At 50.7% G+C, this 15,465-nt stretch carries 15 protein-coding genes; 10 read left to right on the top strand and 5 right to left on the bottom strand.

The window, feature by feature from the left end; translation table 11 throughout:
• Positions 1-2: 2 nt before the first annotated feature.
• Both H6F67_RS24230 and H6F67_RS24225 read right to left on the bottom strand, forming a co-directional pair.
• The gene (locus tag H6F67_RS24230) at positions 3-974 is read right to left on the bottom strand and encodes a DnaJ C-terminal domain-containing protein (protein WP_190769223.1); all 972 of its coding nucleotides are present in this window, start codon (positions 972-974) and stop codon (positions 3-5) included.
• Between the two features lie 130 nt (positions 975-1,104).
• A complete protein-coding gene (locus H6F67_RS24225; RefSeq protein ID WP_206753936.1) occupies positions 1,105-1,896 on the bottom strand; it encodes a HEAT repeat domain-containing protein in 792 nt (263 codons plus the stop codon).
• A gap of 392 nt (positions 1,897-2,288) precedes the next feature.
• On the opposite strand from H6F67_RS24225, the gene acpP reads away from it, so the two are divergent.
• From acpP to H6F67_RS24195, 6 genes are all read left to right on the top strand, one after another.
• Positions 2,289-2,534 (top strand): acyl carrier protein, encoded by a 246-nt coding sequence (acpP, locus tag H6F67_RS24220; RefSeq protein WP_190769260.1) that lies wholly within the window; start codon positions 2,289-2,291, stop codon positions 2,532-2,534.
• 45 nt (positions 2,535-2,579) lie between these two features.
• Positions 2,580-3,833, top strand: coding sequence for a beta-ketoacyl-ACP synthase II (gene fabF, locus H6F67_RS24215; RefSeq protein WP_190769221.1), 1,254 nt, complete (start codon positions 2,580-2,582; stop codon positions 3,831-3,833).
• A gap of 208 nt (positions 3,834-4,041) precedes the next feature.
• Positions 4,042-6,045, top strand: coding sequence for a transketolase (tkt, locus tag H6F67_RS24210; protein ID WP_190769220.1), 2,004 nt, complete (start codon positions 4,042-4,044; stop codon positions 6,043-6,045).
• Between the two features lie 623 nt (positions 6,046-6,668).
• Positions 6,669-7,286, top strand: a complete 618-nt coding sequence (locus H6F67_RS24205) for a Crp/Fnr family transcriptional regulator (protein ID WP_190769219.1) — start codon at positions 6,669-6,671, stop codon at positions 7,284-7,286.
• A 387-nt stretch (positions 7,287-7,673) separates the two neighbouring features.
• Positions 7,674-8,687: a sulfate/molybdate ABC transporter ATP-binding protein gene (locus H6F67_RS24200; protein ID WP_190769218.1), complete on the top strand. Its 1,014-nt coding sequence runs from the start codon at positions 7,674-7,676 to the stop codon at positions 8,685-8,687.
• Between the two features lie 239 nt (positions 8,688-8,926).
• Complete coding sequence (locus H6F67_RS24195; RefSeq protein ID WP_190769217.1) at positions 8,927-9,898, top strand: sulfurtransferase; 972 nt, start codon at positions 8,927-8,929, stop codon at positions 9,896-9,898.
• A 175-nt stretch (positions 9,899-10,073) separates the two neighbouring features.
• Here H6F67_RS24195 and H6F67_RS24190 read toward each other — a convergent pair whose 3' ends face one another.
• Together H6F67_RS24190 and H6F67_RS24185 are read right to left on the bottom strand one after the other, a co-directional pair.
• Entirely contained in the window at positions 10,074-10,397 is a 324-nt protein-coding gene (locus tag H6F67_RS24190; RefSeq protein ID WP_313927005.1) for an ATP-binding cassette domain-containing protein, read from the bottom strand.
• 118 nt (positions 10,398-10,515) lie between these two features.
• Positions 10,516-10,827, bottom strand: a complete 312-nt coding sequence (locus tag H6F67_RS24185; RefSeq protein WP_199304618.1) for an ABC transporter permease subunit — start codon at positions 10,825-10,827, stop codon at positions 10,516-10,518.
• Between H6F67_RS24185 and H6F67_RS28545 the strand changes: the two genes are divergently transcribed.
• Together H6F67_RS28545 and H6F67_RS24175 are read left to right on the top strand one after the other, a co-directional pair.
• A complete protein-coding gene (locus H6F67_RS28545; protein WP_348251970.1) occupies positions 10,794-11,303 on the top strand; it encodes an Rrf2 family transcriptional regulator in 510 nt (169 codons plus the stop codon). The two genes, H6F67_RS24185 and H6F67_RS28545, sit on opposite strands and share 34 nt — an antisense overlap.
• Positions 11,231-12,064 (top strand): prohibitin family protein, encoded by an 834-nt coding sequence (locus H6F67_RS24175; RefSeq protein ID WP_190769216.1) that lies wholly within the window; start codon positions 11,231-11,233, stop codon positions 12,062-12,064. The genes H6F67_RS28545 and H6F67_RS24175 overlap by 73 nt, the downstream gene beginning before the upstream one ends.
• Here the strand turns inward: H6F67_RS24175 and H6F67_RS24170 are convergent.
• Complete coding sequence (locus H6F67_RS24170; protein WP_190769215.1) at positions 12,055-12,993, bottom strand: LysR family transcriptional regulator; 939 nt, start codon at positions 12,991-12,993, stop codon at positions 12,055-12,057. The two genes, H6F67_RS24175 and H6F67_RS24170, sit on opposite strands and share 10 nt — an antisense overlap.
• Positions 12,994-13,240: 247 nt before the next feature.
• On the opposite strand from H6F67_RS24170, the gene H6F67_RS24165 reads away from it, so the two are divergent.
• Entirely contained in the window at positions 13,241-14,713 is a 1,473-nt protein-coding gene (locus H6F67_RS24165) for an APC family permease (RefSeq protein ID WP_190769214.1), read from the top strand.
• A gap of 11 nt (positions 14,714-14,724) precedes the next feature.
• Positions 14,725-15,447, top strand: a complete 723-nt coding sequence (locus tag H6F67_RS24160; RefSeq protein WP_190769213.1) for a cadmium resistance transporter — start codon at positions 14,725-14,727, stop codon at positions 15,445-15,447.
• Positions 15,448-15,465: the final 18 nt, after the last annotated feature.

Raw genomic sequence — 15,465 nt, 5'->3', positions numbered from 1 at the left:
GCTTATAGCTGGACGTTCTTGAGGTGGCCGCGCGGATCGAAGCTGCGATGGTCGCGAATTTTTTCATACGCTTCGCGTTCGATCGCACTCAGCTCACGCGGCGGCACGATCACAATCTTCACAAGCTGATCGCCGCGATCGCCCTTGGGACTCGACCAGCCTTTACCCCGCAGCCGCAAGGTTTGACCCGATCGAATTCCGGCAGGAATGTTCATTGTCACGCTGCCGTCCGGCGTGGGCACTTCGACGGAACCGCCCAAAACAGCTTCATCGGGCGCGATCGGCAGTTCACAGGTCAAGCTATCGCCATCAAAGTGAAAGAACGGATGCGGCTGAAGCGCAACAATTAGGTAGAGATCGCCGCGCTGTCCGCCATAGGGATTGGGCTGGCCTTTGCCTTTAACGCGAATGCGGGTTCCGGGTTTGACGCCGCGCGGAATCGTCACTTCGATCGATTCGCTGCCCAAGCTCAAGCGCTTTTGTGTGCCGCGAAACGCTTCGGAGAGCGAAAGTGTCAAGGTCGATTCAAGATCTGCGCCTGTTGTTTGTCCCGTCTCAAAGTTGTCGAAGCCGCTAAAGCCACCGAAGCCGCTGGGACTGGTGCGATAGCCGCGTGCGCCGCCTGCACCCGTGCCGAAGCGTCCCAGCAGTTCATTGATAAAGTCGTCGAAGCTGCCGTACTGGTTAAAGTCAAAGCCGTCTACGTTGACGCCGGAACGTGCGCCGCCGAAGCCTTCCGCCTGCCGCCAATACTGCCCAAACTGGTCATATTTTTTGCGTTTGTCGGGGTCAGACAGCACCTCATAGGCTTCGTTGACTTCCTTAAATCTGGCTTCTGCGGCTTTGTCACCAGGATTCATATCTGGGTGATATTGCCGCGCCAGTTTGCGAAACGCCTTTTTGATTTCATCTGCGCTGGCCGTTTTGTTCACGCCTAACAGCGCGTAATAATCCTTAAAGTCGGTTGCAGCCATCCGCCTGCCTCCCACATAGCCATTTGGTATATTTCCGATCGTAAACTACCAAAAATCAAAGTGGGAGCGAGGTCGGTTTCTACGCTGATATTCATCGCAATCCCCGTATGCATTTGGAAGGCAAACCGCGTTACTCGCCAATCACCGGATTTCCAATGCTGCCCAGCGCGGCGGCAGCTTGGACGCGCACTTGCGGGTCAACATCTTCACTCAGCCGCATCAAAATCGCAATAATCTGGTCGCGATCGGCTCCTTGTGTGCGCGTTGCCAGATCGCCCAAGGCATAAGCGGCAGAAACACGCATTGCACTGTCAGGATCTTCTACCGCTGAAGCGAGCTGCGAGATGCGATCGCCCTGCTCTAGTTCGGCAATTTCCTCGATCAAATTGTTGCCGTGATGCGTAGGCGGCGTTTCTTGCGGATCGATCGGGAAGTTGGGGCGATCGAGCTGCACGCCCAAATCGTTGCCTTCGGGGTTCACCACTTCACTCACCAGCAGCGAAGCCGCCATCGGCACATCTGGCATTCTTTCCAAAATCGATTCCACCAGTTCTTCTGTCACTGTGGACTCAGCCGCGACGGGTTCTGATTCGGTCAATTGTGGCTCGATCGACTGCGGTTCTGGTGATTCGATCGACTCAGATTCGGCAGGTGGTTCGATCGATGGTTCAACAGGTGGTTCAACTTCTGGCTCGATCGATCGCGGTTCGGCCTGTACTGGCTCGGATGCTTTAGAAGACGCTTCAGCCGGAGGAAGGGCGGGCGTTTCGATCGCTTTTTGCACGGTTTCGATCGACTTCTGTATCGCCTTGGCTGCGGATGTGCTTCCAGGCTGACGGGAACGCTGCCTTGCAACTTTCGAGGCCGACCCGACTGCCGAGATGATTGCTAGCGCGGCCAAAACACCCAATACGATCGCCATGTTCCTCACCGTAAACTCTGTGTTCTTCCATTTGAGTATGGCGATCGTGCCCGAAACCTCTACCGAAATAGAGAGCCTGAAAATTTCAACAAACAAAATCCAAACTGACAATTTCAAACGTGAAAATGATGAGCGTTGTCAGTTTGGATCAAACAACGTTATGAGGTCGTCATGCTGCGGCAAATTCGGGTTTTCCTTGCCTCTCTCATGCTTCAATCTGTTTGCTCGACGAAGGTTGAGCGTCTTTGCTGGCTCGACCCCTTATCCCCGGTACGCTTTCAGATAAGATGAAGGGATGCCCGATTGAGGCGCGATCGAGTCAGTTCGATCGCACAAATTTGGGCGCAATGCCATCTAGAATTTTAGTTGCTGCACGCAACGAAGGAACTGCTATGAGCCAGGACGAAATTTATCAAAAAGTCAAGCAAATTGTGGCCGAACAGCTTAGCGTCGATGAAAGCGAAGTCAAGCCGGAAGCCAGCTTTGCCAACGACTTGGGAGCCGATTCGCTCGACACGGTTGAGCTAGTCATGGCCTTGGAAGAAGAATTTGACATTGAAATTCCCGACGAAGCGGCGGAAGGCATCGCCACTGTGCAGGCGGCTGTGGACTACATCAACGGCAAGGTCGCCGCTTGAGCGACTTGAAACTACTGTTTGGGTGATTGAATCCTTATTGACATCATGACAACTGACTCTGGACGGCGCGTCGTCGTCACCGGACTGGGAGCGATTACGCCGATCGGCAATACCCTCGCTGAATATTGGGAAGGCTTGATGAGCGGTCGCAACGGCATCGGCCCGATTACCCTCTTTGATGCCTCACGGCACGACTGTCGCATTGCCGGAGAAGTCAAAGGGTTTGATCCCCATGCCTACATGGATCGCAAAGAGGCCAAGCGGACGGATCGCTTTGCCCAGTTTGCGATCGCCGCCAGCAAAATGGCACTCGCAGACGCCAATTTCACGATCAACGACCTCAACTCGGAACAGGTCGGCGTGATGATCGGCACTGGAATCGGTGGCCTGAAGGTGATGGAAGAGCAGCAGGAAATCAACCTGACGCGCGGCCCCGATCGCTGTAGCCCGTTCATGGTACCGATGATGATCGCAAACATGGCGGCAGGCTTGACGGCGATTCACATTGGCGCACAAGGACCGAACTCTTGTCCGGTTACGGCTTGCGCGGCAGGCTCAAATGCGGTCGGCGATGCGTTTCGGATTGTGCGGCAGGGCTACGCGCAGGCGATGATCTGCGGCGGAACTGAGGCGGCTGTGACCCCGCTATCGATCGCCGGATTTGCTGCCTGCAAAGCGGTTTCGACGCGCAACGACGATCCGCTGCACGCCAGTCGCCCCTTTGATAAAGACCGCGACGGCTTCGTGCTGGGCGAAGGCGCAGGCATTTTGCTGATCGAAGAACTCGAACATGCCCTCAGTCGCGGCGCAAAAATCTACGCCGAAATCGTCGGCTACGGCATGACCTGCGATGCCTATCACATGACGGGTCAAGCTCCCGGAGGCGTTCACGCAGCTAGAGCAATGGCAATGGCGCTCAAGGATGGGAGCCTGACGCCCGAACAGGTCAGCTACATCAACGCGCACGGCACAAGTACGCCGCTCAACGACCCGACCGAAACGGCGGCGATCAAGAAAACCTTGGGCGATCGCGCTTACAAAATTGCCGTCAGTTCGACCAAATCAATGACCGGACATTTGCTCGGCGGGGCAGGCGGAATCGAAGCAGTGGCAACGGCAATGGCGATCGCCACCGATCGCGTCCCGCCCACGATCAACCTCGACCACCCCGATGCTGACTGCGATCTCGATTACGTGCCCAACGTTAGCCGTGAGATGCCCGTTGAGGTGGCGCTGTCAAACTCGTTCGGATTCGGCGGCCATAACGTGACGCTAGCATTGAAAAAGTATCGGGCTTAACCAGCAGGAATCGAATTTGGCAAAAGCTATAGATTTGTCGCGCAATTAACGATAGAGTTGTTGGTAAGCACATTTACTTATCGCTATTGGCCAATCGCAAGGGTTGTCGTCTAGACGCCTTGCGTCCTCGATCGCCCAATGGGATGATCGAAGTTTGTTCGCTTGTCCGGCTTCCTCCAGCACAAACCGTCATTGAGTAAAAGAGATTATGGCTGTTGCAACCCAATCGCTCACCGAACTGTGTATTAATTCGATTCGCTTTTTGGCGATCGATGCCGTTGAAAAAGCAAAATCCGGCCATCCCGGTTTGCCAATGGGTGCAGCGCCAATGGCGTTTGTGCTGTGGGATCAGTTCATGCGCTTCAATCCCAAAAATCCCAAGTGGGTCGATCGCGATCGCTTCGTGCTGTCAGCAGGTCACGGCTGTATGTTGCAGTACGCCCTGCTGTATCTGACGGGCTACGACAGCGTCACGATCGACGACATCAAGCAGTTTCGCCAGTGGGAATCGCGCACGCCCGGACACCCGGAAAACTTTGAAACCGCAGGCGTGGAAGTCACGACAGGTCCGCTCGGTCAAGGCATCGCCAATGCGGTCGGCTTGGCAATGGCCGAAGCGCACCTCGCCGCCAAGTTCAACAAGCCCGACGCCACGATCGTCGATCACTACACCTACGTCATTTTGGGCGACGGCTGCAACATGGAAGGCGTGTCGGGCGAAGCCTGCTCGCTAGCTGGACACCAAGGATTGGGTAAGCTGATTGCGCTCTACGACGACAACCACATCTCGATCGACGGCTCGACCGATATCGCCTTCACTGAAGACGTGAGCAAGCGCTTTGAAGCCTATGGCTGGCACGTTCAGCACGTTCCCGAAGGCAACACGAATCTGGAAGCCATTGCGGAAGCGATCGCTAATGCCAAATCTGTCACCGACAAGCCTTCGATGATCAAGGTGACAACCACGATCGGCTACGGCTCGCCCAACAAAGCGAATACTGCCGACGTTCACGGCGCAGCCTTGGGAGCAGCGGAAATCGAAGCGACCCGCAAGCAACTCGGCTGGGAATACGAACCGTTTGAAATTCCCGATGACGTTTTGGGACATTTCCGGCAGGCAGTCGATCGCGGTGCAAATCTGGAAACCGAGTGGAACAAAAAGTTTGAAGAATACAAAGCCAAATATGCCGAAGACGCAGCGGAATTTGAGCGCTTGATGGAAGGTCGCTTGCCGGAAAACTGGGCGGACTGTCTGCCGACCTACACGCCCGACGATAAGCCGCTGGCAACCCGGAAGCTGTCGGAGATTACCTTGAATGCGATCGCGCCCGTCCTGCCCGAACTGTTCGGCGGCTCGGCTGACCTGACGCACTCAAACTACACGCTGCTGAAGGGCTTTGGCGATTTCCAAAAAGGCCAGTACGAAAATCGCAACCTCCACTTTGGCGTCCGCGAACACGGCATGGGCGCGATCTGCAATGGTCTCTACCTGCACGGCGGCATTTTGCCTTACTGCGCGACGTTCCTTGTGTTTGCCGACTACATGCGGGCGGCGATTCGCCTGTCTGCCCTGTCGCAATCGCAGGTGATCTACGTGATGACGCACGACTCGGTGGCGTTAGGTGAAGATGGCCCCACGCACCAGCCGATCGAAACCTTAGCCTCGCTCCGTGCCATTCCAAATCTGACCGTTTTCCGTCCCGCTGATGGCAACGAAACATCGGGCGCGTACAAGTTCGCGGTTGAAAATCGCAACTATCCGACCTTGCTGGCGATGTCGCGGCAGAACTTGCCGAATCTGGCGGGAAGCTCGATCGAAAACACGCTCAAAGGCGGCTACATTCTGTCTGACAGCGACGGTACGCCCGACCTGATTTTGATCGGCACAGGCAGCGAAGTGTCGCTCTGCGTCGAGGCGGCGAAGCAACTGACGGAAGCTGGACATAAAGTCCGCGTCGTCTCAATTCCCAGCACCGATTTGTTTGAAGCGCAATCGGCAGAATATCAAGAATCGGTTCTGCCCAAATCCGTCACCAAGCGGCTTGTTGTGGAAGCAGCTACCAGCTTCGGCTGGCATCGCTACATCGGTTTTGAGGGCGACATGGTCAGCATCGAGCGGTTTGGCGCATCGGCTCCGGGTGGCGTTTGCATGGAGAAGTTCGGCTACACCGTCGATAACGTCGTCAATCGGGCTAAAGCGCTGCTCGGCTAGTTTGTAGGCTTCCAGGTTTAGAAAGCCAAAGCCCCCCGGTTTGGGGGGCTTTTTTGTGGGCAGCCGATCGGCTAAGCAATAAGTAGCCTCCCTTGCCTCTAAATCTTGATCCAATTTAGAAGAAATTGTCGGGCGATCGCGCTTGAGTGCAATTCGGTTTTAAGAAAATGTTTCAGATGACGCGAATTGCGGCGATCTAGTTTCTGAATCACTTGGGGTTTGTGAGTTAGGCAAGAGTCAACCTTGCTTTTTAATCTGCCTTGTGTCATAGTTTTGACTATAAAACACGGTAACTCGATCGACTTATCGTATTTGACTGGATTTGAGATGCGATTGATAGTTCTGATTGACTTTGGAGGACGATCGAATGCGTCTGAAGCGAAGAACCGTTTCGGTAAGACCAATCGGCTTGAGCCTGCTCTTGAGTGCAGGCTGCCCTCAAGATGATGGATTGTGTAGCCCGTGACAGTGGAAACGCAAACTGCTCAGCAAGAAGCCGCTAATTTGTCTCGTAACGCTCAGGCCATTCCCCAAGCGATCGAGGTGAGATCTGCCTTTTTGCCCGATGGCAGACTCGATCAAAACTTTTCCCTTCCTAATCGTTCTTTTGGTCATTTTTTACTATGTCAACCTCGTTACTTCGCCCTCTGCTTTCGACTTTTCATTCGCAGAATGTTTCCACCTTTGGAACAGCTCAAGCTGAACCGCAATCGAAGAAATTTGCTGCGCGATCGCTTCTTCCCGCTGCGCCGACTGGCTGGCAGATTCAAACCGGATTTGTCCGCACGTTAAGCTATCTCGAAGACGGAACAACTGTGCCGTTGGGCGTGTGGGGAACAGGTGATATTGTCGGGGTGTCGCGATCGAATCAGCACATCGAATGCCTAACAACAGTTGAAGTTTTGCCCGCTGCGATCGCCGATGCGAAACAACTGAACGACATTCTCGCCGCGCATCTTCAGCAGACCGAAGAACTAATGATTATTCGCAGTATTCGGCGAATTGAACCTGCCTTGATTAAACTTTTGGGTTGGCTTGCGAACCGATTTGGACGGACGATCGATCGCGGTCAACTGCTTGAATTACGTCTGACGCATCAAGACATCGCTGAACTGCTGGGCGCAACTCGCGTCACGATTACACGCTGCCTGCAACAGCTTGAAGCGCAAGGTTTGATTGAGCGCTCATCGGTGCGACAAATTCTGCTGCACGAATGGGAAACTTGGCACTACGAGATTTAGCAGTGCCAGTCGTCGCCTGTGGGGTTTGCTTTGCCAATCAATTGCTACGCTCAGGCTGTAGTCGGCAATCAGGCTCGATAAAACTGGTTCTTGCAAATGGTGGTGGGGAATATAGATCCGCGATCGCAGTTGCGTTTTGCTGCTCATCATCAAGCGAATCGCCATCACTGTTGTTCTAATAAACTACGGCAAGTAAATCGAAAATAAGTATTTACTGCTGATTGAGACGATCGCAAACTGAATTCTATAAAAATACGATAGATCGATCAAATTGCCGTAGTATTGCTCTATTATGCAGCCATGTAGGGTTTGAAACGCCTGCTTACGGCCAAGCTACGCAGATGTATTCACTCCTTTCACCGATCGATTTTGCTAGGAAATCAACACATGGGTATTACAGTAGATAACGTCTCAAAACACTTCGGTAGCTTCCAAGCGCTCGATCGCATCAATCTCGAAATCAAAACCGGATCGCTCGTTGCCCTGTTAGGACCATCTGGCTCAGGCAAATCTACGCTGCTGCGCGTCATTGCAGGACTGGAAAAGCCCGACAGCGGCAACATTTATGTGTCAGGACGCGATGCCACTCACGACCCAGTACAGGCTCGACGAATGGGCTTTGTGTTTCAGCACTACGCTTTATTCAAGCATTTGACGATTCGTGAAAATGTTGCGTTTGGGCTGGAGATTAACAAGTGGCCGAAAGCACGAGTAAAAAATCGTGTGGAAGAACTGCTGGGGCTTGTGCAGCTTGGCGGATTGGGCGATCGCTATCCCTCCCAACTGTCAGGAGGACAGCGGCAGCGGGTCGCCCTCGCACGAGCACTTGCGATTCAACCGCAGGTATTGCTGCTAGATGAACCGTTCGGCGCACTTGATGCCAAAGTGCGAAAAGATCTCAGGCAATGGCTGCGGCATCTGCATGAAGAAGTGCAAGTGACAACCGTTTTTGTGACGCACGATCAAGAGGAAGCAATGGAAGTTTCCGATGAAGTCGTGGTGATGAACAAAGGTCGAATTGAGCAGGTTGGCAAGCCCGCAGATATCTACGATCATCCTGCAACGCCATTTGTGATGAGCTTTATTGGACCTGTGAATGTGTTGCCTGCTGCTTCAGGAATTTTGCCTAAAGAAAAGGTTGCGGCGAGCGATCGCGTCTTTTTGCGACCGCATGACATCCTAATTCAACCAGAGGCGATCGAAGAAGCGGTTCCTGCTCAAATTAATCACATTGTTCATCTCGGCTGGGAAATTCAAGTAGAACTTCTGCTTGAATCAGGTCAAATTGTCAACGCGCATCTGAGCCGCGAAGATTACGACAGGCTTCAGCTTACACCTCGTCAGCAAGTTTACGTGAAGCCGAAGCAGGTCAAAACGTTTCCAGAATATGCCTTCAACTGAACTTCAATTGGAAGTTTGAATCAGCTCCTAGTAATGGAACTTATTGGAGGCCGATTTAGAGTTTTACAGCTTGATTGAGCAGTCACTATTGCTGTATACTACGGTAAATTGGTCAAATTACTGTAATATTTTGGTTAGCAGCGGATGGAGTCGCTGGAAACAAGCTGCTAATCTGCTGAGAGCTTGCAATCAGCCAGTCTCAATTGCGATCGATCTTCAATCTTTTAGGAGCGCCTCGAATGAAATTGAATCGTTTACGACAACTGTTTCACGCTCGAAATTGGCAATCGAAAGTGCTAGCATTTTTTGCATCTTTACTCGTTTGTGTGGTTGCAATTCCGCTGTGGTCGATCGCTGTCACCGCAACAACTGCCTCCTCGACTCGCGTTGAATTCGTTTCGCCCTCCTGGGTTGCTGAACATGCCAATGATCCGAATTTGCGCGTTTTAGATGTGCGAATTAACCCGTTTGACTACTTCACTGCCCATCTTCCCAACGCCGTTCACGTGGCTGATAATACCTTTCGCGGTCCCAACGGTGTCTTGCCTGTGCAATATTGGGATACACAAAAGTTAAGTTCGCTTTTTGCTCAAGCAGGCGTAACTGATGACAGCAACGTGCTAATTTATTCAGACGGAAGAGACGTTCTAGGCGCAACGATGGTTGCCTATTTGCTAGAGCGGACTGGACACAGCAACGTCGCCATCTTGGACGGCGGTTTTGCAGGCTATAAAGCAGCAAATCTGCCTGTAACCAAAGCATTTCCCAGCTATACGCCCGGACGATTCACTGCACAGGATAATGACTCGATTCGCGTCACTTTAGATCAGGTGCGGCAGTTCATCGGCAAACCGGAAATTACCTTTATCGATCCGCGTCCTGCCGATGTGTTTGCAGGCACTCAAGACATTTGGGTGCGGAACGGACATATTCCCGGTGCGAAAAACATTCCTTGGCCGACCTTCACAGTTGGAGAGGCAAATTTTCATCAGCTTAAACCGCTTGATGAGATTCGCCAACTGTTAGCCGATCGAGGAATTACGCCCGAAGATGATATCATCGTCACTTGCAGCACCGGACGAGAAGCAACCTTGCAGTACAACGTGCTGAAGCATCTGCTGGGCTATCCAAAAGTGCGAGTTTATGAAGGCTCTTGGACCGAATATTCTTCTCATCCTGAACTACCCGTTGAAACTGGCGCAGGCGCATAGCTACTGTTACTAGAGATAATAGAGATGCAGCAAATACTGTTGCATCTCTATTAATTTAGAAGGATGAAAATGATGAGTTTGAAATTTGCGATCGCCCTTTTCTCTCTTAGTGCTTTTGCTTCGATCGGGTCTATTTCCACGAGCCTAAATCGACACTTGAACGCTGGACAGTTGATTAGTTGCGCTCCAACTGAAACGCAAGATTCAAGCAGTCAGCAGGAGCCGACAACAACGAATCGCTCTTAATTTCACTGACGAAAAGAACCCCGGTAGATAGTACTCTGCCGGGGTTCTTTTTCAGCTTGATGTTGCTACGACTTCTGGAGAATTCGATCGAGAATTTGTGATTTAACCCTTGCAAATTCCGCATCTCCAGGATGGCAATTTCGCCACTCGTTGGTGTTTCTAATCCAGCAATCAAACGTAGCAATGTACTTTTGCCGCAGCCGCTTCGTCCGACGATCGCGACAAATTCACCAGAATGCATATCGAGGTTGATGTTGCTTAAAACTTGTACATCACCAAACGATTTTCCGAGATTTTTCAGGCGAATTTCTGTGCCGTATTACGGCTGGATCTGCGCTTGATTTGAACTGAGTGTAACCATGAAATCTCCTTTAAGCTAAATGTTGGCTGGGATGCCAGGGAAGTAACCAGCGCTCTAGAATTCGCACGATCGAATCGGCCAATTTACCGAGTAAGGCGTAAAGCAAAATGCTCAGCACAACAACATCGGTTTGCATAAATTCTCTAGCGTTCATTGCCATGTAGCCGATGCCTGAATTGGCGGCGATCGTTTCGGCCACAATCAGCGTTAGCCACATCAAACCGAGGGCATAGCGAAGGCCGACAAGAATACCCGGAAGCGCTCCTGGTAAAATAATTTGCCAGAACAATTCGTGCGATCGCAGTCCATAAATTTCGCCCATTTCAATCCATTAAAGAAGACCCGCTTAAAGTCAGTGAAATTGCAGCGAAACAAGACATTCCTGAACGTTATCTTGAGCAGGTGTTGATGAGCCTGCGGCGCGGTGGCATTGTGCAAAGCTTGCGCGGCGCAAAGGGCGGATATGTGCTGGCGCGTGAAGCCTGGAAGATTACGCTGGTCGATATTTTTCAGGCGATCGAAGGTGAGCCAAATTCAAAAGACAATCAGTCGAATCAGATGCTTGGAAAAAAGCGTTCTACAAGATGTCTGGAAAGAAGAACACACTGCATCATCAACCGTTTTGCAGCAATACACGCTCCAGGATTTGTGTCAAAAACGCGATGCTCATCAGCTTATCAATCCGATGTATTATATTTAGCGATCGAACCCTCATCGGATGAAGCATGGCGATCGAGTCCAGCCGCAAATCCCGCACAGATGGCTATGTCGTTGTTCGAGTGCTTGTCATACTGCTGATCTTGCTGATTTGCACCAAGTTTTTTGTGATTGTGGAAGCGGGCGATCGCGGCGTTTTGATGCAGTTTGGTCAAGTTCAAGACCGAATTTTGAGTGAAGGACTTCACTTTGTCATTCCGCTGCGAGACACAGTTGAAAAGCTCAGCGTCCGCGTTCAAAATCAAGAAATTTCGGCAGAAGCATCCACGAAAGATTTGCAGGATGTCTATTCAGATGTAGCGTTAAACTGGCACATTTTACCGGAAGAAACGAACTTAATTTTTCAACAAGTTGGTAATCAAGAGGCGATCGTCGATCGAATTATTAATCCTGCCGTTGAAGAAGTGTTAAAAGCAGTAATGGCACAATACACGGCAGAAGAAATTATTACGCGGCGAGGTGAAGTAAAACGGAATGTGGATGAATCGTTGAGCGATCGCCTCTCGACTTATCACATTGCTGTGGATGATATTTCACTGGTTCACGTGCATTTCTCAGAGCGATTTAGAAGCGCAGTTGAAGCCAAACAAATTGCTGAACAAGAAGCCAAACGAGCCGGATTTATTGCTCAAAAAGCACTGAATGAAGCTGAGGCAAAAGTAAATCTGGCGCGAGGAGAAGCCGAGGCACAACAGTTGCTTAAAGAGAATTTGACGATCGAACTTTTGCAGCGACAAGCGATCGATCGGTGGAACGGTCAGCTACCTTTGATTATGGGAGGTGAAAACAACAAATTATTTGAGCTGGAACTACAGGAATTAATGAAATACAGTCAGCGGTAAGAAGCAGCGGCTTGCGGAAGCAGCATTTCTTCAAAAGCGATCGCCAAGCGAGTTTGAAATCGACGGCGATGCTTCAGCTTCCAAACAGGTTGAATGATTTCGAGGACTTTGTCAGTCTTTTTGCTGGATCGAACAACATGAACCGCCCAAAGTGTACTTAACTGCCGCTCTTTTTGTACCATCACTTCAGGAATTGCTGCCGCACCGACGCCGCTTTCAACAACAGCTTTCACCATTTCACTGCTGTTCAACGTCAGGACAACATTTAGCTCATTGATATTAATGTCCCATTGCTGAACCGCTTGTTCAAACATGCGCTGAACACCAGAACCGGATTCGCGCATCACCCAATCTGTAGTTGTCAAATCTTGCACAGAAATCTGAGTTTTGCCGAACCAAGGATGCGATCGACCCACGATAATTTGCAGGCGATCGCTTCCCACTGCTTCCTGCTCCAGATGTTGCTGTAGGGATGGTTTAACATCTCCTGTAACTAATCCAAGGTCAAACAGTCCAGTTGCGGTTCCTTCGCAAATTTCCTCAGCGTTTGCTAAGGTGCAGTTTACTAGAATTCCGGGGTATTGCTGTTTGAACTGGCTGATTTTATCAGGCAACCAGTAGTTGCCGATCGTCAAGCTGGAACCGATGCGAAGTTCGCCACGCTGAAGATTATTTAGTTCGCGCAAACCTCGCTCTGTCAGTTCAACTTGCTTGAGAAGGTTTTGTGCTTCAACTTGCAGAAAAGTTCCGGCATCTGTGATTTCAATTCTTCTACCGATGCGGTGAAAGAGTTTGACACCAAATTCTTCTTCCAAACTTTGAATGGCGGCACTAACGGCGGGTTGAGTGATGTAGAGCGCGTCTGCTGCTCTGGTGAAGTGCATGTGTTCAACGACGGCTAAGAAAATTTTTAACTGCTCTAAGGTCATATGGGTTGGCGATCGCTTTCTGGGCGCAATTTTACTATCATCATTAAATCGATCGAACTACCGTAGTTTATCAGATATTCTTTGAATGGATAACTTCAAGTGATGCAATCGACAAAAAAGAATGTTTGATCGCATCTGTCTTCAGACCTAAAGTGATCTTGTGTTTAACGCAACGGCCTTTGCAAACGACACCTGTTTGAGTTCTTCCCCCAGAACTCGAAAACCATTTACAGGGGAATTTGCACACATGACCAGTGAAATTCGACTTCAAAGCGTCCCCAGCAAGCACGGTTTGAAGCCCGACTGTCTTTCGTTTGGGGAGGTGTTGGCGCAGTCGGTCGCCGTAATTGCGCCAACCACGATCCCCGCTTCTAATCTCGGTTTGATTGTAGCGATCGCCGGAACGGGAACTTGGCTGAGCTTCGTGATCGGCATGATTGGTTTAGTTTTTGTCAGCCTGAATATCAATCAGTTCGCCAGTCGATCGGCTTCTCCCGGTTCACTCTATTCCTACATCGCCAAAGGTTTAGGTGCGACTGCGGGCGTAGTCTGCGGTTGGAGTTTGGTGCTGGCCTACTTATTTACCGGAATGTCGGTTTTGTGCGGCTTTGCTAACTTTAGTACGGCAGTTTTGGGACATTTGGGCGTTCATCCGTCGAGCATTACGATGTTGGCGATCGGTGCAGGAATTGCATGGTACGCCGCCTACAAAGACATTCAGCTTTCCGCGATCGCAATGCTGTGGATGGAAGGCGTTTCGATCGCTTTAATTGCCATTTTGGGCGGCATTATTTGGGCACATCACAACTTTGCGATCGACCTGACGCAATTAACTTTGAAAGGCGCAACTCCGGGCGGCATGGCAATGGGTTTGGTACTCGTTGTCTTCGGTTTCTCTGGCTTTGAAAGCGCAACAACGTTAGGCGATGAAGCAAAGAAACCGCTGAAAAATATTCCCAAGGCCGTAATTGGCAGCGCAGTTTTGGCAGGTTTGTTCTTCGTAGTAATGACCTATATTGAAGTATTAGGCTTTAGCAACACGGGCGTTTCAATTACGACATCGGAAGAACCGCTCGGTTTTCTATCTCGACAAGTCGGCCTCGGATGGCTGGGCGATCTCATTGCGCTGAGTGCCTTGCTAAGCTTTTTCACCTGCGTTTTAGGCAGCATTAATCCCGCCGCTCGCGTATTTTTTACAATGGCACGACACGGCCTGTTTCCCTCTTCTTTAGGTGAAGCGCATCGTGCGAATAAAACTCCGCACATCGCTGTAACTGTGTGTTCGCTGCTGATGTTTTTGGTTCCTGCTGGACTCGCAATGTGTCACATCAAATTGTTCGAGAGCATGGGCTATTTGGGCGCGATTTGTACTTACGGATTTTTGACGGTCTACATTTTGATTTCGATCGCCGCCCCCGTCTATTTGCACAAAATTGGCAAGCTCAAGATTCGCCATCTCATCTTTTCAGCATTAGCGATCGCCTTCATGATGATTCCGGTTTTGGGCAGCGTTGGTGTTCCGGGCAGCACACTATTTCCGCCGCCTGAAGCACCCTATAATCTGTTCCCCTATTTGTTCTTGGCGTACTTAATAATTGCCTGCGGCTTCTTTGTGATTCAGCGGATGCGATCGCCTCAAATACTTCGTAAAATGCAGCGCGATTTGAACGATCGATTCGCCCCGCAAGCAATCCCCGTCTCTCGTCAAGATGACCTTTAAGCTAGCGAAAAATGACTCAATTCCTACCCGCAATTTCGACTGGTTTGACTGCCTTTACTGCGACCAATCTTGACGATGTTGTGATTCTTTTACTGTTCTTTTCTCAGGTGAATCATATCCTCAAGCACAAACACATTGTCGTGGGACAATATCTCGGTTTTTCTGCTTTAGTTCTGACGAGTTTACCCAGCTTTTTCGGAAGCGTTCTGCTGCCGCGACCCTGGATCGGAATGCTTGGAATTCTGCCGATCGCGATCGGTATTAACCGCTTCCTCAATTCCGATAGCGATGACGAAAATGCTGACCTCGAAATGCAATCTGAAAAGCCTTGGTTCACCAGCTTTTTGTCACCGCAAACCTACAGCGTTGCCGCCGTCACTTTTGCGAATGGCGGTGACAATGTTGGAATTTATGTGCCGCTGTTCGCTAACTGCACATTAGAAGGTTTGATTGCGATTTTAGGCGTGTTTTTCTTGCTGGTTGGCGTTTGGTGCTACACGGCATTTCGACTGACGCAGGTTCCCGCGATCGCTAACACGCTCACCCGCTACGGTAATCAGCTTGTTCCCTTCGTCCTCATCGGTCTAGGCATTTTAATTTTGAATGACAGCGGCACGTTAGAAAATCGCGGTCTAGCCGTTTTGTCGCTGGTGATTAGCGGTTGCTGTTTGATTTCGGCCTATCGAAATGCGACCGTCGCGATCGAAGTAGTTTCCTCAATATCCGAAGATTAAAGGAGGTGAATTTGGTGG

It is taken from the genome of Microcoleus sp. FACHB-1515 (assembly GCF_014696105.1).
Classification (GTDB): Bacteria; Cyanobacteriota; Cyanobacteriia; order Elainellales; family Elainellaceae; genus JAAUTJ01.
The sequence above is the reverse complement of the archived record's forward strand: the minus strand, read 5'-3'. Positions and strand labels throughout refer to the sequence as shown.

Bases quoted from the DNA above. Each gene is read 5' to 3' on its own strand.
- H6F67_RS24230 (WP_190769223.1), bottom strand. From the start codon at position 974: ATGGCTGCAACCGACTTTAAGGATTATTACGCGCTGTTAGGCGTGAAC.
- H6F67_RS24225 (WP_206753936.1), bottom strand. From the start codon at position 1,896: ATGGCGATCGTATTGGGTGTTTTGGCCGCGCTAGCAATCATCTCGGCA.
- acpP (WP_190769260.1), top strand. From the start codon at position 2,289: ATGAGCCAGGACGAAATTTATCAAAAAGTCAAGCAAATTGTGGCCGAA.
- fabF (WP_190769221.1), top strand. From the start codon at position 2,580: ATGACAACTGACTCTGGACGGCGCGTCGTCGTCACCGGACTGGGAGCG.
- tkt (WP_190769220.1), top strand. From the start codon at position 4,042: ATGGCTGTTGCAACCCAATCGCTCACCGAACTGTGTATTAATTCGATT.
- H6F67_RS24205 (WP_190769219.1), top strand. From the start codon at position 6,669: ATGTCAACCTCGTTACTTCGCCCTCTGCTTTCGACTTTTCATTCGCAG.
- H6F67_RS24200 (WP_190769218.1), top strand. From the start codon at position 7,674: ATGGGTATTACAGTAGATAACGTCTCAAAACACTTCGGTAGCTTCCAA.
- H6F67_RS24195 (WP_190769217.1), top strand. From the start codon at position 8,927: ATGAAATTGAATCGTTTACGACAACTGTTTCACGCTCGAAATTGGCAA.
- H6F67_RS24185 (WP_199304618.1), bottom strand. From the start codon at position 10,827: ATGGGCGAAATTTATGGACTGCGATCGCACGAATTGTTCTGGCAAATT.
- H6F67_RS24175 (WP_190769216.1), top strand. From the start codon at position 11,231: ATGGCGATCGAGTCCAGCCGCAAATCCCGCACAGATGGCTATGTCGTT.
- H6F67_RS24170 (WP_190769215.1), bottom strand. From the start codon at position 12,993: ATGACCTTAGAGCAGTTAAAAATTTTCTTAGCCGTCGTTGAACACATG.
- H6F67_RS24165 (WP_190769214.1), top strand. From the start codon at position 13,241: ATGACCAGTGAAATTCGACTTCAAAGCGTCCCCAGCAAGCACGGTTTG.
- H6F67_RS24160 (WP_190769213.1), top strand. From the start codon at position 14,725: ATGACTCAATTCCTACCCGCAATTTCGACTGGTTTGACTGCCTTTACT.